The 19,016-nt window shown below is 73.1% G+C and carries 18 protein-coding genes; 11 read left to right on the forward strand and 7 right to left on the reverse strand.

Annotated elements, in window-relative coordinates; genetic code table 11:
• Window positions 1–12: 12 nt before the first annotated feature.
• Window positions 13–666 carry an HAD-IA family hydrolase gene (locus HQQ79_RS04695; protein ID WP_173032699.1) on the forward strand — a complete coding sequence of 218 codons (654 nt, stop codon included), beginning with the start codon at window positions 13–15 and terminating at the stop codon, window positions 664–666.
• Between the two features lie 665 nt (window positions 667–1,331).
• A complete protein-coding gene (locus HQQ79_RS04700; protein ID WP_071245566.1) occupies window positions 1,332–1,874 on the forward strand; it encodes a type 1 glutamine amidotransferase domain-containing protein in 543 nt (180 codons plus the stop codon).
• A gap of 39 nt (window positions 1,875–1,913) precedes the next feature.
• On the opposite strand, the gene HQQ79_RS04705 is transcribed toward HQQ79_RS04700, so the two are convergent.
• Window positions 1,914–2,498 carry a molybdenum cofactor biosysynthesis protein gene (locus HQQ79_RS04705; protein ID WP_367948059.1) on the reverse strand — a complete coding sequence of 195 codons (585 nt, stop codon included), beginning with the start codon at window positions 2,496–2,498 and terminating at the stop codon, window positions 1,914–1,916.
• An 89-nt stretch (window positions 2,499–2,587) separates the two neighbouring features.
• On the opposite strand from HQQ79_RS04705, the gene HQQ79_RS04710 reads away from it, so the two are divergent.
• From HQQ79_RS04710 to HQQ79_RS04725, 4 genes are read left to right on the forward strand one after another with little or no spacing between them, the layout of a single operon-like run.
• Complete coding sequence (locus HQQ79_RS04710) at window positions 2,588–4,180, forward strand: AlkA N-terminal domain-containing protein (protein WP_173032701.1); 1,593 nt, start codon at window positions 2,588–2,590, stop codon at window positions 4,178–4,180.
• Window positions 4,177–4,689, forward strand: a complete 513-nt coding sequence (locus tag HQQ79_RS04715) for a methylated-DNA--[protein]-cysteine S-methyltransferase (protein WP_017885832.1) — start codon at window positions 4,177–4,179, stop codon at window positions 4,687–4,689. Before HQQ79_RS04710 ends, HQQ79_RS04715 begins: the two co-directional genes overlap by 4 nt.
• 28 nt (window positions 4,690–4,717) lie before the next feature.
• A complete protein-coding gene (locus HQQ79_RS04720) occupies window positions 4,718–4,978 on the forward strand; it encodes a type II toxin-antitoxin system Phd/YefM family antitoxin (protein ID WP_027466775.1) in 261 nt (86 codons plus the stop codon).
• Window positions 4,975–5,235, forward strand: a complete 261-nt coding sequence (locus tag HQQ79_RS04725) for a type II toxin-antitoxin system RelE/ParE family toxin (protein WP_173032703.1) — start codon at window positions 4,975–4,977, stop codon at window positions 5,233–5,235. The genes HQQ79_RS04720 and HQQ79_RS04725 overlap by 4 nt, the downstream gene beginning before the upstream one ends.
• Window positions 5,236–5,267: 32 nt before the next feature.
• Here the strand turns inward: HQQ79_RS04725 and HQQ79_RS04730 are convergent, their stop codons facing one another.
• Window positions 5,268–5,861 (reverse strand): TetR/AcrR family transcriptional regulator, encoded by a 594-nt coding sequence (locus HQQ79_RS04730; RefSeq protein WP_138802081.1) that lies wholly within the window; start codon window positions 5,859–5,861, stop codon window positions 5,268–5,270.
• A 9-nt stretch (window positions 5,862–5,870) separates the two neighbouring features.
• Window positions 5,871–6,437: a hypothetical protein gene (locus tag HQQ79_RS04735; RefSeq protein WP_173032706.1), complete on the reverse strand. Its 567-nt coding sequence runs from the start codon at window positions 6,435–6,437 to the stop codon at window positions 5,871–5,873.
• A 211-nt stretch (window positions 6,438–6,648) separates the two neighbouring features.
• On the opposite strand from HQQ79_RS04735, the gene HQQ79_RS04740 reads away from it, so the two are divergent.
• From HQQ79_RS04740 to HQQ79_RS04750, 3 genes are all read left to right on the forward strand, one after another.
• A complete protein-coding gene (locus HQQ79_RS04740) occupies window positions 6,649–7,470 on the forward strand; it encodes an alpha/beta fold hydrolase (protein WP_051597007.1) in 822 nt (273 codons plus the stop codon).
• A gap of 18 nt (window positions 7,471–7,488) precedes the next feature.
• A complete protein-coding gene (locus HQQ79_RS04745; RefSeq protein ID WP_173032708.1) occupies window positions 7,489–8,361 on the forward strand; it encodes a hypothetical protein in 873 nt (290 codons plus the stop codon).
• A gap of 195 nt (window positions 8,362–8,556) precedes the next feature.
• Window positions 8,557–10,032: an APC family permease gene (locus tag HQQ79_RS04750; RefSeq protein ID WP_111056552.1), complete on the forward strand. Its 1,476-nt coding sequence runs from the start codon at window positions 8,557–8,559 to the stop codon at window positions 10,030–10,032.
• Between the two features lie 122 nt (window positions 10,033–10,154).
• Here the strand turns inward: HQQ79_RS04750 and HQQ79_RS04755 are convergent, their stop codons facing one another.
• Window positions 10,155–10,880 carry a LysE family transporter gene (locus HQQ79_RS04755; RefSeq protein WP_173032710.1) on the reverse strand — a complete coding sequence of 242 codons (726 nt, stop codon included), beginning with the start codon at window positions 10,878–10,880 and terminating at the stop codon, window positions 10,155–10,157.
• A gap of 69 nt (window positions 10,881–10,949) precedes the next feature.
• Between HQQ79_RS04755 and HQQ79_RS04760 the strand changes: the two genes are divergently transcribed.
• A complete protein-coding gene (locus HQQ79_RS04760; protein ID WP_173032712.1) occupies window positions 10,950–11,864 on the forward strand; it encodes a LysR family transcriptional regulator ArgP in 915 nt (304 codons plus the stop codon).
• On the opposite strand, the gene HQQ79_RS04765 is transcribed toward HQQ79_RS04760, so the two are convergent.
• On the reverse strand, window positions 11,855–12,634 hold the full coding sequence (locus HQQ79_RS04765) for an Fpg/Nei family DNA glycosylase (RefSeq protein ID WP_110859462.1): 780 nt from the start codon (window positions 12,632–12,634) through the stop codon (window positions 11,855–11,857). The genes HQQ79_RS04760 and HQQ79_RS04765 overlap by 10 nt on opposite strands.
• A gap of 50 nt (window positions 12,635–12,684) precedes the next feature.
• The gene (locus tag HQQ79_RS04770; RefSeq protein ID WP_173032714.1) at window positions 12,685–17,478 is read right to left on the reverse strand and encodes a DEAD/DEAH box helicase; all 4,794 of its coding nucleotides are present in this window, start codon (window positions 17,476–17,478) and stop codon (window positions 12,685–12,687) included.
• A gap of 160 nt (window positions 17,479–17,638) precedes the next feature.
• Between HQQ79_RS04770 and HQQ79_RS04775 the strand changes: the two genes are divergently transcribed.
• Window positions 17,639–18,313 (forward strand): PadR family transcriptional regulator, encoded by a 675-nt coding sequence (locus tag HQQ79_RS04775; protein ID WP_027466765.1) that lies wholly within the window; start codon window positions 17,639–17,641, stop codon window positions 18,311–18,313.
• Window positions 18,314–18,384: 71 nt separating this feature from the next.
• On the opposite strand, the gene HQQ79_RS04780 is transcribed toward HQQ79_RS04775, so the two are convergent.
• A complete protein-coding gene (locus tag HQQ79_RS04780) occupies window positions 18,385–19,005 on the reverse strand; it encodes an alpha/beta hydrolase (protein ID WP_173032716.1) in 621 nt (206 codons plus the stop codon).
• Window positions 19,006–19,016: the final 11 nt, after the last annotated feature.

Consider the following 19,016-nt stretch of genomic DNA (forward strand, 5'->3'; position numbering starts at 1 on the left):
AGGGTCGGGCGCGTGATCGACATCGTGGCGTCCGGGGTCCTCTTCGACATGGACGGGACCCTCGTCGACTCGACCGCGGTGGTGGAGGCGACCTGGACCCGGTTCGGGACCGCGAACGGCATCGACCCCGACGAGATCCTCGCGTTCTCGCACGGGCGGCAGGCGATCGACACCCTGCGGCGCTTCCTGCCCGACCTGCCCCTGGCCGAGCAGCAGCGGATCGCGGCGGAACTCGTCGCCGAGGAGACCGCGAGCACCGAGGGCATCCTCGAGATCCCCGGAGCCGTCGCCTTCGTGCAGCGACTCGTCGAACTCGGTGTCCCGGTGGCCCTCGTGACGAGCGCCCCGCGTGACCTCGCCGCGGGCAGGATGGCGGCCGCCGGGTTCGCCGTGCCCGAGGCCTTCGTGCCCTCGGAGGACGTCGAGCACGGCAAGCCCCACCCCGACGGCTACCTGCGCGGAGCTGCCCTGCTCGGCGTCGACCCGACCGACTGTGTGGCGTTCGAGGACGCCCCCGCCGGACTCGAGTCCGCCATCGCCTCCGGCGCGACCACGGTCGTCGTCGGGTCCCTCGAGCACCCGGTGACGGCCGGCCTGCACCGGGTCCACGGGTACGACGGCCTGACCGTCGAGCGCGACGGCGACGCCTTCCGCATCCGCGGCTGAGCGCGGCGCCCGCCCTGCCCGGCGCGTCGGCCCGCCGGCCGGTCAGGACTCCCCGCCCGGCCTGCGCTGAGTGGTCAGGAACCGTCGGCTGCGCCGCCGCCAGCCGACGCTTCGTGACCGCTCGGCGGACGTGAGCGGGGGGTTGCGACCGGTCGGGTGGCGGCCTGGAGGCCCGTGGCGGGCTGGCACCGTGCCTCCAGGCCGGCTGTGGGCGCGTCCACGGCGCCTCGCCGGCCGGTCGGGCGTCCCCGCCCGGCCTGCGCTGAGTGGTCAGGAACCGTCGGCTGCGCCGCCGCCAGTCGACGGTTTGCGACCGTCCGGCGGACGTGAGCGGGGGGTTGCGACCGGTCGGGTGGCGGCCTGGAGACCCGTGGCGGGCCGGCACCGTGCCTCCAGGCCGACTGTGGGCGCGTCCACGGCGCCTCGCCCGTCGGTCAGGGCACCCCGCCCGGCCTGCGCCCAGTGGTCAGGAACCGTCGGCTGCGCCGCCGCCAGCCGACGTTTTGCGACCGTCCGGCGGACGTGAGCGGGGTGTTGCGACCGCCCGACCGCCCGACCGTCCGACCGTCCGACCGGACCCCGAGCCGCCCCTGCACGCCTGCCCAGCCGACGCCGACGACCCTCGGGTGTGCGGCCGGAACGACCGGGCCGCGGAAGGAGCGATCATGGCAACCCTCGACGGCAAGAAGATCCTCGTCATCACGACGAACTACGGCGTGGAGCAGGACGAGATCGTCGTCCCCACCGAGCAGCTGCGTGAGCGCGGTGCCTCGGTGACCGTGGCGGCGAAGGAGACCGGCACGATCCAGACGCTGGTCGGCGACAAGGACCCGGGGCAGACGCTCGAGCCGGACACCACCATCGCCGGTGTCGACGCGAAGGACTTCGACGCCCTCGTGATCCCCGGCGGCACCATCAACGCCGACACGCTGCGCCAGGAGTCCCGCGCCGCGACGCTCGTGCAGGCCTTCGCCGAGGCGAGCAAGCCGGTCGCGGCGATCTGCCACGGTCCGTGGACCCTCGTCGAGGCGGGCGTGCTGTCGGGCAAGACCGTCACGTCCTTCCCGTCGCTGCAGACCGACCTGCGCAACGCCGGAGCCGAGTGGGTCGACCAGGAGGTCCAGGTCGACGGCGGCTTCATCACCTCCCGCACCCCGGACGACCTGCCGGCGTTCGTCGACGCGATCGAGAGCGCCCTCACCGCCTGAGCACTGCGCCGACGAGCGTCTCGCCGCTCGGCGACCGCGTCAGCCGAGCGCCACGGAGCGGGCCGTGCGGAGCACCGCGGGTCCGAGGGTGAGCACACCGTCGGACTCCGGGTCGCACCGCACGCCGCCCCGGCCCCGCATCGCCCGGAACGCCCCGGGGGCCACCTCGTGGTCCATCCAGGCGCAGGGGTTCGCCGCACGGTAGCCACGGAACCGGACCGGTCCGTCACCCGCGTCCGGCGTCACGCTCTCCAGCGAGAACGGCTCGCCCCGAAGTGCCTCGACGTCGGCGCCCCGCAGGAACACATTCCGCCGGGTCGCAGCGGGGTCGACGGTGGCACCGATGGCCTGACCGACGGCTTCGAGCCCCTCCAGGCCGATCACCGTGACCGAGGCGTGCACGTGCGCCCGGGCCGCGAAGTACCGGTCACCGACGATGCCCAGCCCGGCCCGCAGCTCGATCCGGTCGCGTGACTCGTCCGGATCGTCCGCGCGCACCGGCAGCGCGCCGTCGGCCGGGCGCCCCTCGTACCGGTGCCGCGGCGAGACGAGCAGCAGCGCGACCTCGACCTCGGTCCGGAACGGCAGGTCGTCGAGACCGGCCACGTCGTCTGCGGGAGTCACGTGGCCAACGCTAGCCGGGCCTCCCGGCCGTGCGCTGCTCCGTCCGATTCCCGCCAGTCGACGTCGGCGGCGCATGTCAGGCTGAGCCCATGACCAGCCCGGACACCGACGCGCAGCCCGACGCGCTGCACGCCGAACGGCACCGCGCCGTCGCCTCGCGCGACGCGCGCTTCGACGGCCAGTTCGTCACCGCCGTGCACTCCACCGGCATCTACTGCCGGCCCAGCTGCCCGGCCCGCACGCCGAGGGTCTCGGGCGTCACCTTCTACCGCACGAGCGCCGCAGCGCACCTGGCCGGCTTCCGCGCCTGCAAGCGCTGCCTGCCCGAGGCGACCCCCGGCAGCCCCGAGTGGGACCTGCGCGAGGACGTCGCCGGCCGGGCGATGCGGCTCGTCCTCGATGGTGTCGTCGAGCGCGACGGCGTGCCCGGGCTCGCCGCGCGCGTGGGGTACTCGGAGCGGCAGCTCAACCGCATCATGACGGCCGAGCTGGGCGCCGGGCCGAAGGCGCTCAGCCGGGCGCACCGGGCGCAGACCGCGCGGACCCTGCTCACCTCGTCCGATCTGCCCGTCGCCGACGTCGCGTTCGCCGCGGGGTTCGCCAGCGTCCGACAGTTCAACGACACCGTGCGCGAGGTCTTCGCCGTCACCCCGACCGAGCTCCGCGCACGCCGGTCCGGGGGAGTCGACGGCGCCACGGACGGCGGCGACGGCGCACTCCGCGTCCACCTGCCGGCCCGGGCACCCTTCGACGCGCAGGGCCTGCTCGACTGGCACGCGCTGCACGCCCTGCCGGGCACGGAGCAGGTGGACACCGACCCCGCCGGTCGAGTCACGTCGTACGGGCGGCTGGTCGACCTGCCTGGAGGCCCGGGTTGGTTCAGCGCGTCGGCCGCCGTCCCCGACGTGGCCGGGCGGGGCACCGGGATCGACCTGCGTGTGCGGGTCACCGACCTCTCCGACCTGCCGGCCCTCGTGGCGCGTGTCCGGGCACTGTTCGACCTCGACGCCGACCCGGTCGCCGTCGACGCCGTCCTCGGGGCCGTGCCCGAGCTCGCCGGACCCGTCGCCCGCGTGCCCGGTCTCCGGCTCCCCGGCGCGGTGGACGCGCACGAGATCGTGTTCCGCACCCTGATCGGGCAGCAGGTCTCGGTGGCCGCGGCGCGCACCGCGCAGAGCCGGCTCGTGGCCGCACTCGGTGCGACGGTGCCGGACGCCATCCGGCCAGGCGGGCTGCTCTTCCCGTCGGCGGCGGTGATCGCCGAACGCGGGCGCGAGGTCCTGCGCGGTCCGGCCGCCCGCGTCGACACGATCCTGCGGGTGGCCGCCGCGCTCGCCGACGGGTCCCTGGTGGTGGACGGTGGGCAGTCCCTCGGTGACCTGCGCGACGGACTCCTCGCGGTGAAGGGCATCGGGCCGTGGACCGCCGACTACGTCGCGCTGCGGGTCCGGCACCACCCCGACATCTTCCTCCACAGCGACCTCGCCGTACGGAACGGTGCACAGGAACTCGGGCTGCCCGGAACGGCGCGCGAGCTCTCCCTATGGTCGGAGCAGGTGGCCCCCTGGCGGAGCTACCTCACGATGCACTGCTGGCGACCGATCATCGACCGCGCGATGACCGCGACCGCCGGCGCCCGTGCAGCCCGTGCCCCCGAGGACCCCCGGAAGGACGACCGATGACCGACGCAACCATCCAGACCCTGGACACCCCCGACGGGCCGTTCACCGTGCTCGAGGACGCCGAGGGCAGGGTCCTCGCCTCCGGGTGGACCGACTCCGTCGAGCGGATCCTCGCCCGCCTGGCCGATCGCCACCGCCCCGACCGCGTGCTCGACGGCGTGGTCGCCTCGGCCGACGCCGTTGACGCCTTCTACTCGGGCGAGGTCGAGCACGCCATGCAGGTACCGGTCCGGCAGTTCGGCACCGAGCTCTTCACCGAGGGGTGGCGCCAGCTTCGCCGGATCCCCGCCGGCGGCACCCTGACCTACACCGGGTTCGCGGCGGCGATGGGCCGGCCCGACGCGGTGCGGGCGGCGGCGAGCGTGTGCGCCCGGAACGCCCCCGCGCTCTTCGTCCCGTGCCACCGGGTGCTGCGCTCGGACGGCACGCTCGGGGGCTTCGCGTGGGGGCTCGACGTCAAGCGGTCCCTGCTCGAACGGGAGTCGGTCGGCACCACGGCACTCGTCTGATTTGTACAAAACGCTCTAGAATGTACAGGTGAGCGAAGTGTCGATCTCCGAAGCCCGTGGCCGTCTGGCGTCGATCATCGACGATGCCCGACACGAACCCGTCTACCTGACCCGGCGGAACAAGCGCGTCGCCGCCGTGGTCGACGCGGCCGTCCTCGACCGGTTGCTCGAGGCGGCGGAGGACCTGGACGACCTGGTCGCCTACGACGAAGCCGTCGCCGAGAGTGCCCGCATCGGTGGCGAGAACGTCAAGTGGGACGACCTCAAGCGCGAACTCGGCCTCGGGTGACGTACTCGGTCGAGGTCATCCCGGCCGCGCAACGCGTCATCCGCAAGCTCCCGCTCGACGGACGGCGGCGGATCGAGGGGCTCCTCGCGATCCTCGCCGAGCACCCCCGACCACCCGCCGCACGCAAGCTCGTGAACCGGCCCGGGTGGCGAGTCCGCTCGGGGGACTACCGACTGATCTACCGGATCGACGACGGCGAGCTCGTCGTGGTGGTCGTCGACGCTGGGCACCGGCGCGAGGTCTACCGGGACCGCTGAGCCGGCAGCCGTCAGTCGTCAGTCGTCAGCCGTCAGCCGATCGCGCCGCGCAGGCTGTCCACGTGCAGCTCGACGAGCGCCAGGACCCGCTCCGGCGCACGTGCCGTCGGGTCCCACGTGTGCTCGATCGCCAGCCCGTCGATCAGCGCGTGCAGCCGGTCCGCCTCATCGGTCAGGTCGCGATCGGCACCGAAGCTGCCGTCCTCGCGCAGGATCTCCAGCGCCCGGGTGCACACCCGGCTGACCCCGTCGTTCAGGCGTCGGGCGCTCGCGGCCAGGTGTTCGTCGGTGCGCGCGAGCACGCCGAGCTGCACCTGCGCCAGGATCTCGGTCGTGCGCTCGGCGTCGAGCGGCAGCACCTGGGCGAGGACGTCCAGTGCGAGCGCACGACCCGTCGAACGCAGGGCGGCGAGCCGAGCGGTGACCCGTTCCTCGATGATCGTCAGGCAGTGCTCGCGCAGGGCGTCCTGCGTCGGGAACACGCGGCGGAGTGACGCCGGGGCGATGCCGGCCTCGTCCGCGACGTTCCGCACGGACAGTGCGCTGAGGCCGTCCCGCTCCAGGATCCGCAGGCAGGCCGCGGCCACCAGGGATCCCCGTTCCTCGAGGTCGACACGGCGGGGCACCGGGTCAGCCTACGGCTGGCTCGACGCGCCGGCCGGGTCCGCGGCTGCGGTGGTGACTCGGCGTGGCCAGATCGTGTAACTGATCGCCCACAGCAGTTCGACGCCCAGGACCACCCCGAGCAGTGCGACCGTGCCCTGCAGTTCGTCCGTGCGCTCCGGGTCCCCGACGACGAGGACGAGTCCGCCGATGATCCCACCGGCGATCAGCACGGCGAGCCCGGTCCGCAGCACGTCGCCCCAGCACCGGGCCGTGTACCGCCGTCCACTCAGGCGTTCCGGTGCCGGACCGCCGGCGAACCGGTGCGTGAACCGGACGTCCGCCCACGCGATCATCCGGTGCCCGTACGCGACCGAGAAGCCGATGTAGATCGCCGCGAGTCCGTGGTGCCACGACGCGGTCCCACCGCCGAGCAGGTCGACCGTGACGACCGCGAGCAGCACCACGTCGATCACGGGTGCCGCGACGAGCATCGCCGCACCCGTCCGCGGCCGGCGCAGCAGGTACCGGGTGGTCAGGCCGCCGAGGATCGCGACCCAGAAGGCGATCTCGCAGGCGACGATGGCGATGAGTGTCATGGTTCCCCGTTGCAGTGGCGGTGATCGTGTGAGTACAGGTGTACTCAAACAGCATGGCACGGCGACCACCACGGTGTCGAGCGGTGGGGTTCTGCCCCTGGAAGCGGGGGGAGACACGGGCTCCCACGCCTGCGACACTCGGAGGACCGGTAATCCGCACGGTCCCCTCCGAGGCCCGACGCATCGCCGTCGACAGCTCGCAAAGGACCCCATGCTCCCTCCAGTCGACCGAACGGTCGTCTCCTCCGACGGCACCACCATCGCCGTCTCCGAGGCGGGGGACGGGCCGGCGGTCGTCGTCGTGGGCGGTGCCTTCGACCACCGGGGGACCCCGTACCTCGACCGCGTGGTCGCCGAGCTCGGCTCGACCCACCGCGTGGTGACCTACGACCGCCGTGGCCGTGGTGCCAGCGGTGACTCCGCGACGTGGGCGATCGAGCGCGAGGTCGACGACCTGCGCGCCGTCGTCGAGAGCATCGGTGCACCGACCACCGCCGTCGGCATCTGCGTCGGCGCCGGCGTCGTCCTGCACGGGCTCGCCACCGGACTGCCCGTCGACGGTGCCGTCCTGTGGGAACCGCCGTACCGCGCATCGGTCGACCCCCACGCCGACGACGTCGTGTTCGCCGACCTGCTCGACGAACACGTCGGTGCCGGCCGCCGGGCCCAGGCCGTCCGCGGGTTCCTGACCCAGGTGCTCGGGGTCCCGATGGGCCAGGTCACGGCACTGCGGCTCAAGGGCTCGCTCTGGCGCTCCCTGGTCGTCGACGCCCACGTGCTCAGCCGCGAGGTCCGTGTGCTGAACGGCCTCGCCGTGCCCGAGCGCGTTGCTGCCGCCGTGGGGGTGCCGGTGCTCGTCGGCGCCGGTGGCGACGGACTCGAGTGGATGCGTCGTGCGGCCCGCGCCCTCGTCGACGCGGTGCCCGGTTCGGAGTACACCGAGGTGCCCGGGCAGGGACACGTCCCCGCCCCGGCGGCCCTCGGAGCCCTGATCGACCGCGTCCGGAGCCGGATCGTCTCGCCCAGCAGCTGACTGCGAGAGGATGGGCGGGTGAACGCACCCCGCCTCGGTCTCCTGCTCGACGTCGACGGGCCCATCGCCAGCCCGGTCTCCCGCACCATCGCGATCCCGAGCATCGTCGCGGACCTCGTCGCGCTCGCCGCCGAGGGCATCCCGATCGTCTTCAACACCGGGCGCAGCGACGCGTTCATCCGCTCCGAGGTCGTCGGCCCGCTGCTCGCCGGTGGCCTCGCCGAAGGTGGCCGGGTCCACGCCGTCTGCGAGAAGGGCGCCGTGTGGTGCTCGATCGGTCCGCAGTACGACGGCGGCATGGGCGAACTGACGGTCGCCGAGGACCTCGCGCTGCCGCGGGACTACGCCGACGAGATGCGCGAGCTGGTCCGCGACGAGTACGCCGACCTGGTGTTCTTCGACGAGACGAAGCGCGCCATGGTGTCGATCGAGCAGCGCGTCGAGGTGCCGAACGCCACCTACCTGGCTCGCCAGCCGGAGTTCGACGCGAAGGCCGTGGCAGCGCTCGAGCGTCGCGGGCTCGGTGTCCGCCGACTCGACGACGTCCGACCCGACGCCGACGGCGCCGTGCAGTGGCGCATCGACCCCACGATCATCTCGACCGACGTCGAGTCCGACCGCAGTGGCAAGGACCTGGGGGCCGAGCGCTCGCTCGAGCTCCTCGGGCAGGACGGCGAGCTCCCGGTCACCTGGCGCACCGTGGGGGACTCCCGCAGCGACTACGCCATGGCGGACTGGCTGCACGCCCACGGCCACGAGGTCGCCCACGTCGACGTCCGTCCCGCCGACGGGGTGCCGGCCACGCCGTACCCGGTGCTCACCGCCCCCGAGGGCGTGATCCACGACGAGGCTGGCGCCCGGTTCCTGGCGGACTGGCGCGCGGGCCGCTGACGCGAGCACAACCGCACCCCGCGACCGCGGCCCTGGACGCATCCGTCGGCCGACCGAGCGGTGCGTGCCGGACCGGTGCCGGGCCTCCTGGCCGTCGCCGGACCCGGCCACCGTCCGGGCGGACGCTTTGCGTGACACAGTGGTACACCAGTACCCTTCCGAGGTCCGCCGCCAGCCGATGACGGGATCCACCCCATGGCAACGAAGCTCCGCATCAAGTCGATCGAGGCCTCCCTGGCCGACTCCGAGGAGCAGGGCAGGTCCCTGAAACGCTCCCTGAAGACGTTCGACATCGCCGCGATGGGGATCGCGGTCGCCGTCGGCGCCGGCATCTTCTCGGTCGGCGCGAACGCCGCCGCGAACTTCGCCGGGCCCGGCGTCATCATCTCCTTCCTGCTCGCCGCCGTCACCTGCGGCCTGGCGATCATGTGCTACGCCGAGTTCGCGTCGACGATCCCCGTCGCCGGCTCCGCGTACACGTTCACCTACGCCACGATGGGTGAGCTCCTCGCCTGGATCGTGGGCTGGGACCTCATCCTCGAGACCCTCACGGCCAGTGCCGTGATCGCGAAGTACTGGGGTATCTACCTCAGCGAAGCGTTCAAGGTGTTCGGTGTCGGCCTGCCGAGCACGATCCAGCTCGGTCCGATCCCGTTCACCTGGGGTCCGGTGCTCATCGTCGGGATCTTCACGGTGCTCCTCGCCTTCGGCACCCGCCTGTCCTCGCGGGTGTCGGCGGTCATCACCGTCATCAAGGTCGCCATCGTCGTGTTCGTCATCGTCGCCGGTGCGTTCTTCGTCAAGGCCGCGAACTTCACCCCGTTCATCCCGCCGGCCGAGCCCGCCAAGGGCGCCGAGGGCAGCGTCTGGACCCAGTCGCTCGTGTCCTGGTTCACCGGTGCCGAGCCCGCCCAGTACGGCGTCTTCGGCCTGCTCGCCGCGGCGTCCCTGGTGTTCTTCGCCTTCATCGGCTTCGACGTCGTCGCCACCAGTGCCGAGGAGACCGAGAACCCCCAGAAGACCCTGCCGCGCGGCATCTTCATCGGCCTCGGCATCGTGACCCTGCTCTACGTCGGCGTCAGCATCGTCATCACCGGCATGGTCTCGTACCAGCGCCTGGCGGAGGAGAAGACGCCGTCGCTGGCCTCGGCGTTCAACATCGTCGGACTGCCGTGGGCCGCCGGCATCATCGCCATCGGCTCGCTGATCGGTCTGACCACCGTCGTCATGGTGCTGCTGCTCGGCCTGTCCCGCATCGTCTTCTCGATGAGCCGCGACGGCCTGCTGCCCCGCTGGTTCTCCAAGACCAACCCGAAGACGCAGACGCCGGTGCGCGTGCAGGTCGTCGCCGGTGTCGTCGTGGCGCTGCTGGCCGGGTTCACCGCGGTCGACAAGCTCGAGGGCATGATCAACATCGGCACGCTGTCGGCGTTCGTCCTGGTGTCGATCGGCATCGTCGTGCTGCGTCGGTCGCGGCCCGACGCCCCGCGGGCCTTCCGGGTGCCGTGGTCGCCGGTGCTGCCGATCATCTCGGCGGTGCTGTGCTTCTGGCTGATGCTGAACCTCGAGGTCGAGACCTGGCTGCGGTTCGTCGTCTGGCTGGTCATCGGCTTCGTCATCTACTTCGGCTACAGCCGTCGCCACAGCCGCGTCGGCCAGCGCATGCAGTAGGGCGGTTCCGCAAGACACCGGTGTTCGCACGTTGCACACCCGCACAACGCGGTTCGGCGTGTGGACACCGGTGTTTTGCTGCCCGCCGCCGCCGCCGCCGCCGCCGCCGCCGCGGCGCGTCGCTACGCGCCGACGAGCAGGAGCACGCCGAACGCGAGCATCACGACGGCGACCAGGCCGTCGAACACCCGCCAGGTCAGCGGCTTCTCGAACAGCGGCCGCAGCAGGCGTCCGCCGAACCCGAGCGCACCGAACCACAGGCAGCTCGCCGTGACGGCACCGATCGTCCAGAGCCACCGGTCGTCCGCACCCTGCTGGTTCGCCACCGACCCGAGGAACACCAGCGTGTCCAGGTAGACGTGCGGGTTCGCCCACGTGAAGACGAGCATGGTCAGCACCGCCGTCCGCATGGTCACCACCTGGCCGGGAGGCGCGGTGCGCGTCCGCCCCGCCGCCACCGTCGTGCCGGTGGTCGCGCCGACCCCCGCGCCCGCGCTGGCGCCCACCGCGCCATCGTCGGCCGCCTCGTCGGCCACGCGCATCGCGTCCCCCGAGGGCCGCAGCGCACGCCGCGCCGCGAGCACCCCGTAGGTGAGCAGGAACGCGGCACCGACGAACCGGACCACCAGGAGCGCCACGGGGAACCGTTCGACCACGGCGCCGACCCCGAGCACCCCGGCGACGATGAGCAGCGCATCCGAAGCGGCGCACACCACGACGGCAGCGGCCACCACCCGGAGCCCGGCGCTCACGGCGAGGCGCAACAGGTAGGTGTTCTGCACACCGATCGCGACGATCAGTGCGAGGCCGGTGCCGAGGCCGGAGAGCAGGGGCAGGAGCGTGGTCACGGTCCGACGCTAAGGCCCGACCCGGGTGTAGTACAGCTCACATTCCTGCAGCGCCGTAAGCTCAACTGCATGAGCCGGTTCCAGCGCGAGCACCTCGAGACGCTGCTCGCCGCCGTCGACCACGGCACACTCGACGCGGCCGCCCGCGCGCTGGCGATCACCCCGTCGGCGGTCTCGCAGCGGATCAAGTCCATGGAGCAGCTGGTCGGTCGGGTCCTGCTCCAGCGCACCACCCCGGTGCGCCCGACCGCGGACGGTGCAGTGGTGCTCCGGCACGCACGGCAGGTCCGGCTGCTCGACGAGGAGACCTCCCGAGCACTCGGCGGCGGCTCCTCGGTGGTGCCGTCGATCCCGCTGGCCGTGAACGCCGACTCGCTCGGCACCTGGTTCCTCGACGCCCTCGCCCTCGTCCGGGCCGACACCGAGGTGGTCTTCGACCTGCACCGCGAGGACCAGGACCGCACCGCCGAACTGCTCCGCGCCGGCACGGTGATGGGTGCCGTGACGGCCGAGGCGGATCCGGTCCAGGGCTGCTCGTCGGTGCCGCTCGGCATCGACCGGTACCGGGCGGTGGCGTCCCCGGCGTTCGTCGCCCGCTACCTCGGCGACACCGGCACCGAGCGGCGGATGCTCCGGCGGCTCGACGAGGTCCCGCTCGTCGACTACGACCGCGACGACGACCTGCAGCAGGGGTACCTGCGGCAGATCCTCGGCCACGCTCCCGGAGGCCCGCGCCACTTCGTCCCGACCTCTGCCGACTTCGCCCGTGCGGTCACGCTCGGGTTCGGGTGGGGGCTGCTGCCCGAGGCGCAGTGCCTCGAGGCGATCGACCGCGGTGTCCTGGTCGAGCTGGCCCCGGGTCGGCACGCCGACGTGGCGCTGTGGTGGCAGCGCTGGAACCTGGCGTCACCGCTCCTCGAACGGGTCACCGACGCCGTCCGTGCGACCGCCTCGTCGCGCCTGCACCCCGCGCGTCAGGTCTGACAGCGCGGACACCAGTAGGTGTCGCGCAGGGTGAGTTCCGAGTCGCCGAGTTCGCCGTGCCGGATCGGGGTCCCGCACCGCAGACACGGCTTGCCGGCGCGACCGTAGACCCAGAAGCGTCGCCCCGGGCGGTCGACGCCGGTGGTGACGCGGGCACTGCGGTCACGGTTCGCCAGGATCAGTCGGCTCGCGAGCGTGATCGTCCGCGCCGGGTCCGGTACCTGCCCGACCGGACGCGTGGGCAGCACACCGCGCAGGAAGCAGAGTTCGTTCCGGTACACGTTGCCGAGCCCGGCGAGCACCCGCTGGTCGAGCAGTGCCAACCCGACCGGGCGCTCGGGGTCCTCGGTCAGGTTGGCGAGCGCCAGGTCGGCGTCCCAGTCCGGGCCGAGCAGATCGGGCCCCAGGTGTCCGACGACCTCGGACTCCTGGTCGCGCGGCACGACCTCGAGCACCCCGAGGGCGAAACCGACGGTGGAGACCCCCTCGGCGTCCAGGATCGCCCGGGCCTGGTGCGCCGGGCGTCGCCAGCGGTCACCGGGCGCGTAGACGTCCCACCGGCCCTCCATCTTCAGGTGCGAGTGCACGGTCAGGTCGCCGATGCGGTGCAGCAGGTGCTTGCCGCGGGGGACGACCTCGTCGACGGTGCGGCCGACCAGGTCGAGCGTCGCGAACGCGGGGACCCGGAAGTCGCTCTTCGTCAGGACCTTGCCCGCCAGCGCGGTGTGCAGGCGGCGGGCAGCCCGGTAGACGGTGTCGCCTTCAGGCACGGGTCACCTCCGGCACGCGGTCGCTGCACTGCCGGGAGGCGCGGGTCGCCTCACACACGGAGCCGCAGCCCCTGCGGGGTCGCCGTGAACCCCGCGGCGCGGAGCGCGCCACCGAGCGGCGTCTCGAGCACGAAGTCCCCGTCGACCCGCTCGACCGAGAGCTTCCGCAGCCCGGTCCGGACGATGCCGGCGATGGAGGAGGCGGCGGCAGCGAGGTCGGCGGCGTCGTCGGTGAAGGTGAGCACCGACTTGCCCCCGCGCTCCACGTACACGGTGAGCTTGCCGTCGACGGTCGTCACCAGTGCGCCCGCCTTCCGGCCCGGGCGGTGGCCCCGCGTGGTCTTCGAGGCGCTCGCAGCGCCGCTCGCGACACCGTTCGCGGCGGTGCTCGTCACGGTGCCCGCCGCGCCGGCGACCTCGGCGTCGTCGGCGGCGACACCGTGGTCTGCGTCGCCCGTCGGCCACGGCAGCGAGGCCCCGAACGGGTTCGCCGGGTCGGTCGCGGCGAGCGTGAGCGCCTCGCGCTTCCGGTCCGGATCGTCGCGCTCGTCGTCGCCGAGTTCGCGAGCGTAGGTCCGCAGCCGGTCGACGGTCGGGCCGGTGGCGAACTGGGCGGCACCGAGACCCTCGACGAAGTACCCGCGACGGGCCCGGCCGGACTCCTCGAAGCGCGAGAGCACCCGGTACACCCCGGCGAAACCACCCCGGACGCCCTCGACCTGCACGGCGCCGCGGGTGACGACGCCGTAGCGTTCGAGCAGCTGTTCGGCGGTCGCGGCGGCCCGCACCGTCGAGTCGGACTCGGCCAGCGGCAGGAGTGACCAGCGTCCCCCGACGGACGGCGGCCCGGACTGCGTCGGCATCGTCGGACGCCGACGGCCGCGGTAGGCCCGAGCCCGCGGAGCACTCGAGCTCTTCGCCTTGCCACCGAGCATCGAGCGCAGCGGGGCGAACGTGTCGTTCGTGATCTGCCCGGCCCAGACCAGGTCCCACAGCGCGGTGGTGAGTGCCTGGTCGTCGCTGCTGCCCACGGCCTGGCCCAGCTGCCGGAAGAAGTACGCGCCACCGCCGGCCAGGGCACCGAGCACGTCCCGCTGCAGCTCGGTCGTCTCGTCCCCGGAGGGCTCGGCGAGCGTCGTCGCCGCGGTGTCGGCCAGGTGCAGGCGCACCCAGCCGTCGTTGCCGGGCAGGGTCCCCCCGCCGGACCACAGGACCTCGCCGGTGGCGGTGAGTTCGTCGAGCATGCTCGTCGCGTAGTCCGTGACGCGCGACGGCAGCACCAGGGTCTCCCAGGCGCTGGCGGGCAGGGCGACCCCGGCGAGCTGGTCGATCACCTGCAGGACGCCGTCGACGCCACGGAGCCCGCCGCGGGTCCCGTGCGTCTGCACGTGCTGCCACGCGGGCAGGAACCGGGCGAGGGTGTCCGGCGAGACCGGTTCGACCTCGTGCCGCAGGGCTGCGAGGGACTTCGTGCGGATCCGTCGCAGGACCTCGGCGTCGCACCACTCGGCGCCCTGGTGGTCGGGGCGGAACTCGCCCTCCACCACCCGGCGGTCGGCGACGAGTCGGCGCAGGGTGTCCTGCACGACGGCGATGCCCAGCCCGAGGCGACCGGCGGCCTCCTGCGCGGAGAACGGCCCGTGCGACCGGGCGTAGCGGCCGATCAGGTCGCCGAGGGGGTCGGCCACGGGCTCGATGAACGCCGTGGGCACCCCGATCGGCAGCGGGACCCCGAGGGCGTCGCGCAGACGGGCGGCGTCCTCGATCACGGCCCAGCGCGTCGCGCCGGCGTGCGAGAACGAGAGCACCCGGCGGTCGCGCTCCAGGACCTGGAGCGTGCTCCGCAGTTCGGCGGTGGCCGCTGGACGGTCGGCGGTGTCGGCGAGCCAGCTCCGGTCGACCGCTTCGTCGAGGTCGAGCGCGCCGACGAGCCGCAGCACGTCCACGAGTCCTTCGGCGTCACGGGCACGGCGGTCCGGCGACAGCCGCTGCAGGTCGCGCTCCACCGCGGTGATGACCGCCGGGTCGAGCAGCTCGCGCAGCTCCGCGCGTCCGAGCAGTTCGCCGAGCAGGGTCGAGTCGAGCGACAGGGCCGCTGCCCGGCGTTCGGCGAGCGGGGTGTCGCCCTCGTACATGAAGGCCGCGACGTACCCGAACAGGATCGACCGGGCGAACGGCGACGGCTGCTCGGTCTCCGTCTCGACCAGGCGGATCCGGCGTCCGGCGATGTCGTCGGCGATCCCGAGCAGCGCGGGCACGTCGTAGACGTCCTGCAGCACCTCGCGCACGGTCTCGAGCACGATCGGGAACGTCGGGTACTTCTGCGCGACCTCGAGCAGCTGCGAGGCCCGCTGCCGCTGCTGCCAGAGCGGCGACCGCTGCCCGGGGTTCCGTCGGGGCAGCAGCAGGGCGCGCGCGGCGCACTCGCGGAACCGCGCGGCGAACAGCGCCGAGCCGCCGACCTCGTCGGTGACCAGGGCCTCGAGGTCGTCGCGCTCGAACACGAACAGGTCGGCGCCCGGTGGCTCGGCGTCGGTCTCCGGGATGCGGACGACGATGCCGTCGTCGGCGGCCATCGCGTCACCGTCGATGCCGTGCCGTTCGCGCAGCCGTGCGGCGACGGCCAGGGCCCACGGCGCGTGCACCTGCATGCCGTAGGGCGAGTGCAGGATGAGCCGCCAGTCCCCGAGCTCGTCGCGGAACCGCTCGATGACGAGCGTGGTGTCGTTCGGCACGTGACCGGTGGCCGCGCGCTGGTCGCGCAGGAAGGTCAGCAGGTTGGTGATCGCACGCTCGTCCAGTCCACCGGCGGCGACGCGGGCGCGGGCGTCGTCGTCCGAGGCACCCTCGACCTCGCGCACGAACGCACCGGTCGCCCGGCCGAGCTCGGCGGGCCGGCCGATGCCGTCGCCCTTCCAGAACGGCACGCGTCCGGGCTGCCCGAACGCCGGGCTCACGACGACGCGGTCGTGGGTGATCTCCTCGATCCGCCAGCTCGTCGCACCGAGGGCGAAGACGTCGCCCACGCGCGACTCGTAGACCATCTCCTCGTCGAGCTCGCCGACGCGGGACGCCTTCTCGCCGACCATGAAGACGCCGAACATGCCGCGGTCGGGGATCGTCCCGCCGCTCGTCACCGCGAGTCGCTGTGCACCGGGGCGCCCGGTCAGGGTGCCGTGCACGCGGTCCCAGACCAGCCGTGGCCGGAGTTCGGCGAACTCGTCGCTCGGGTACCTGCCCGTGACCAGGTCGAGCGTCGCCTCGAACGCCGATCGGGGCAGGCCGCTGAACGGGGCGCTCCGCCGCACGAGCTCGAACCAGTGCTCGACGTCGAGGGTGTCGATCGCCCCGGCGGCCACGGTGTGCTGCGCCAGGACGTCGAGCGGGTTCGCCGGCACCGAGATCGACTCGATCTGACCCGTGACCATCCGCTCGACCGTGACCGCGCTGTTGACCAGGTCGGCCCGGTGCTTCGGGAACAGCACGCCGCGGGAGATCTCACCCACCTGGTGGCCGGCGCGACCGACGCGCTGCAGGCCGCTCGCGACCGACGGCGGCGCCTCGACCTGGACGACCAGGTCGACCTCGCCCATGTCGATGCCGAGCTCGAGTGAACTCGTCGCGACGACGCACCGCAGCCGACCGGACTTCAGGTCGTCCTCGATGATCGCGCGCTGGTCCTTCGACACCGAGCCGTGGTGTGCGCGGGCGAGCACCGGGACGGAGGCGTCCGAGCCCCCGCCGCCCGTCTGCCCGGACCCGCCGATCAGCTGCGCCGGCGGTCGCTTGGCCCCCTGTGGTGCGACGGCGTGCGCCGAGGTGCGGGCCGGTGACTGTGGTCGGCCCCGCGCCACGGGGAGCCCGTCGTCGTCCGGGGACGCCCCCGCCGGCACCAGCACGCCGTCACCGGCGGCGGCGAGCACGCGTTCCTCGTGGATCTCGTTGAGCCGGGCCGTGAGTCGTTCGGCCAGCCGGCGCGAGTTCGCGAACACGATGGTCGAGCGGTGTTCCTCGATCAGGTCGACGACACGTTCTTCGACGTGCGGCCAGATCGACCCGTTCGTCGGCGACTCGGACGCGTCCGCGCCGACCGGCGGCGCCCCGAGCTCGGTCATGTCGTCGACGGGCACGACGACCCGCAGGTCGAAGGTCTTCTGCGCAGGCGGCGCGATGATCGTCACCGGTGCACGGCCGCCGAGGAACCGCGCGACCTCTTCCGGCGGGCGGACGGTCGCGGACAGCCCGATGCGCTGCACCGGCTTGTCGAGCAGGTCGTCGAGGCGCTCGAGCGACACGGCCAGGTGTGCACCGCGCTTGGTCGAGGCGACCGCGTGGACCTCGTCCACGATGACCGTGTCGACGTTCACCAGGGTCTCGCGCGCCTGCGAGGTGAGCATCAGGTAGAGCGACTCGGGCGTGGTGATGAGGATGTCCGGCGGCTGGCGCAGGAGCTTCTGGCGGTCGGACGACGGGGTGTCACCGCTGCGCACCCCGACCGTGACGTCCGGCGGTTCGGTGCCCAGGCGCCGAGCGGTCTGGGTGATGCCGACGAGCGGGCTCCGCAGGTTGCGCTCGACGTCGACGCCGAGGGCCTTGAGCGGCGAGACGTAGAGCACCCGCGTGCGCTGCTTCGCCGGCGGACGGTCCGTCGCGCTGATGAGCCGGTCGATCGACCACAGGAACGACGCCAGGGTCTTGCCGGAGCCGGTCGGGGCGATCACGAGTGCGTGCTGCCCGGTCGAGATGGCGTCCCACGCCCCGGCCTGCGCCGGCGTCGGTGCGTCGAAGGCGCCGCGGAACCACTCGGTGGTCGCGGGGGAGAAGCGCTCGAAGACGTCCGTCATGGTCCCTCCCATCCTGCCCGCCACCACCGACAGCAGGCCGAGCGCACGTACCCCTTGACAGAGCGATAGTTACCGATCTATCGTAAACACATCGCGATACGACGAAGACGATCAGGTCAGACCGGTCGCGAGCCGACTCAGCACGATGAAAGGACTCCTCATGCGCCCCTCGTACGACGACGACAGCAACACGTCCCCCCGCGACCAGCGCGGGTTCGGCCCGCGCGGCCCCCGCTTCGGCGGCGCGCGGCAGCACCACGGCGCCGGGTTCCCCGGCCGTGACCGCGGTGACCACGACCACGGCGGCCGCGGCTTCGGTGGCCGCGGGTTCGGCCCCGGCTTCGGCCCGGGCATGGGCTTCGGCCCCGGTTTCGGCGGGCCCGGCTTCGGTCGCGAACGCCGTCGCCGCGGTGACGTCCGCCTCGCGATCCTCGGTCTGCTGGCCGAGGGCCCGCAGAACGGGTACGCCGTGATCAAGACCATCGCCGAGCGCACCGGCGGCGCCTGGAAGCCGAGCCCCGGCTCGGTCTACCCGACGCTCCAGCAGCTCGTCGACGAAGACCTCGTGGTCTCGTCGGGCGACGGCCGCAAGACGCTCTTCGAGCTCACCGACGCCGGCAAGGCCGAGACCGAGGCCAAGGCCGACGAGATCGCTGCGGCACTCGACGGGGCCCCGGGCATCCCGGACGCCCAGCGCGAGTTCTTCGAGGCGCTGCGGAAGACCATGGGCGTCCTGCAGATGTACCGCAGCACCGCGACCGAGGAACAGGCCAAGGCCGCCACGGCCAAGGTGGACCAGCTCCGCAAGGACCTGCTCCAGATCCTCGCCGACTGACGGACGTCACCCATGACGGACAGGAGGCCCGGTGCCAGCTGGCACCGGGCCTCCTGTCCGTCGTCGTGCGCCTACACCGCGTCGACGAAGGCCGCCACGTCCGCCAGCTCCGCCGTCGACACGGCGTGCGGCAGGCCCGCGTAGGAACGGTCGGTCACGTCGGTGTGCGCTGCGGCCCACGCCTGCGTCCGGGCGGTGGCCTCGGGCGGGATCACCGGGTCGAGGTCACCGTGCCCGAGGAACACCCGTGGTCGCACGGCCGACACGGCCTCGTCGCGGGAGTCCGTGATGCCCGGCACGACGAACCCCGACAGCGACACCGCGAACGCGAACGCCGCGGGCCGGGCGCGCAGGAGCTGGAGCGCCATCGAGCCGCCCTGCGAGAACCCGAGCAGCCCGATCCGCGGGTGGTCGGCGGCGACGGAGTCGATCCAGTCGAGCACCTCGGCGGTCGCGGCGTCCACCGCCTCGGGCGCTGGGGAGCCGGGCGCGCCGAGCGGGTACCAGCTGAAGCCGGGCCCCCACGGCATCGGCGCGCGGAGCGACGCGACGGTCCACGCGGGCGGCAGCGCGGGGGCGAGCCCGAGCAGGTCGTGCTCGTTCGAGCCCACCCCGTGCATCGCCACGAGCAGGGGTGTGCCCCGCCGGTCCGAGGCACTCCGTGTCCACTGCACCAGGTCCGCATCGATCATGTGGACAACGC

Origin of the sequence: Curtobacterium sp. VKM Ac-2852, assembly GCF_013205045.1 — a bacterium.
Lineage (GTDB): Bacteria > Actinomycetota > Actinomycetes > Actinomycetales > Microbacteriaceae > Curtobacterium > Curtobacterium flaccumfaciens.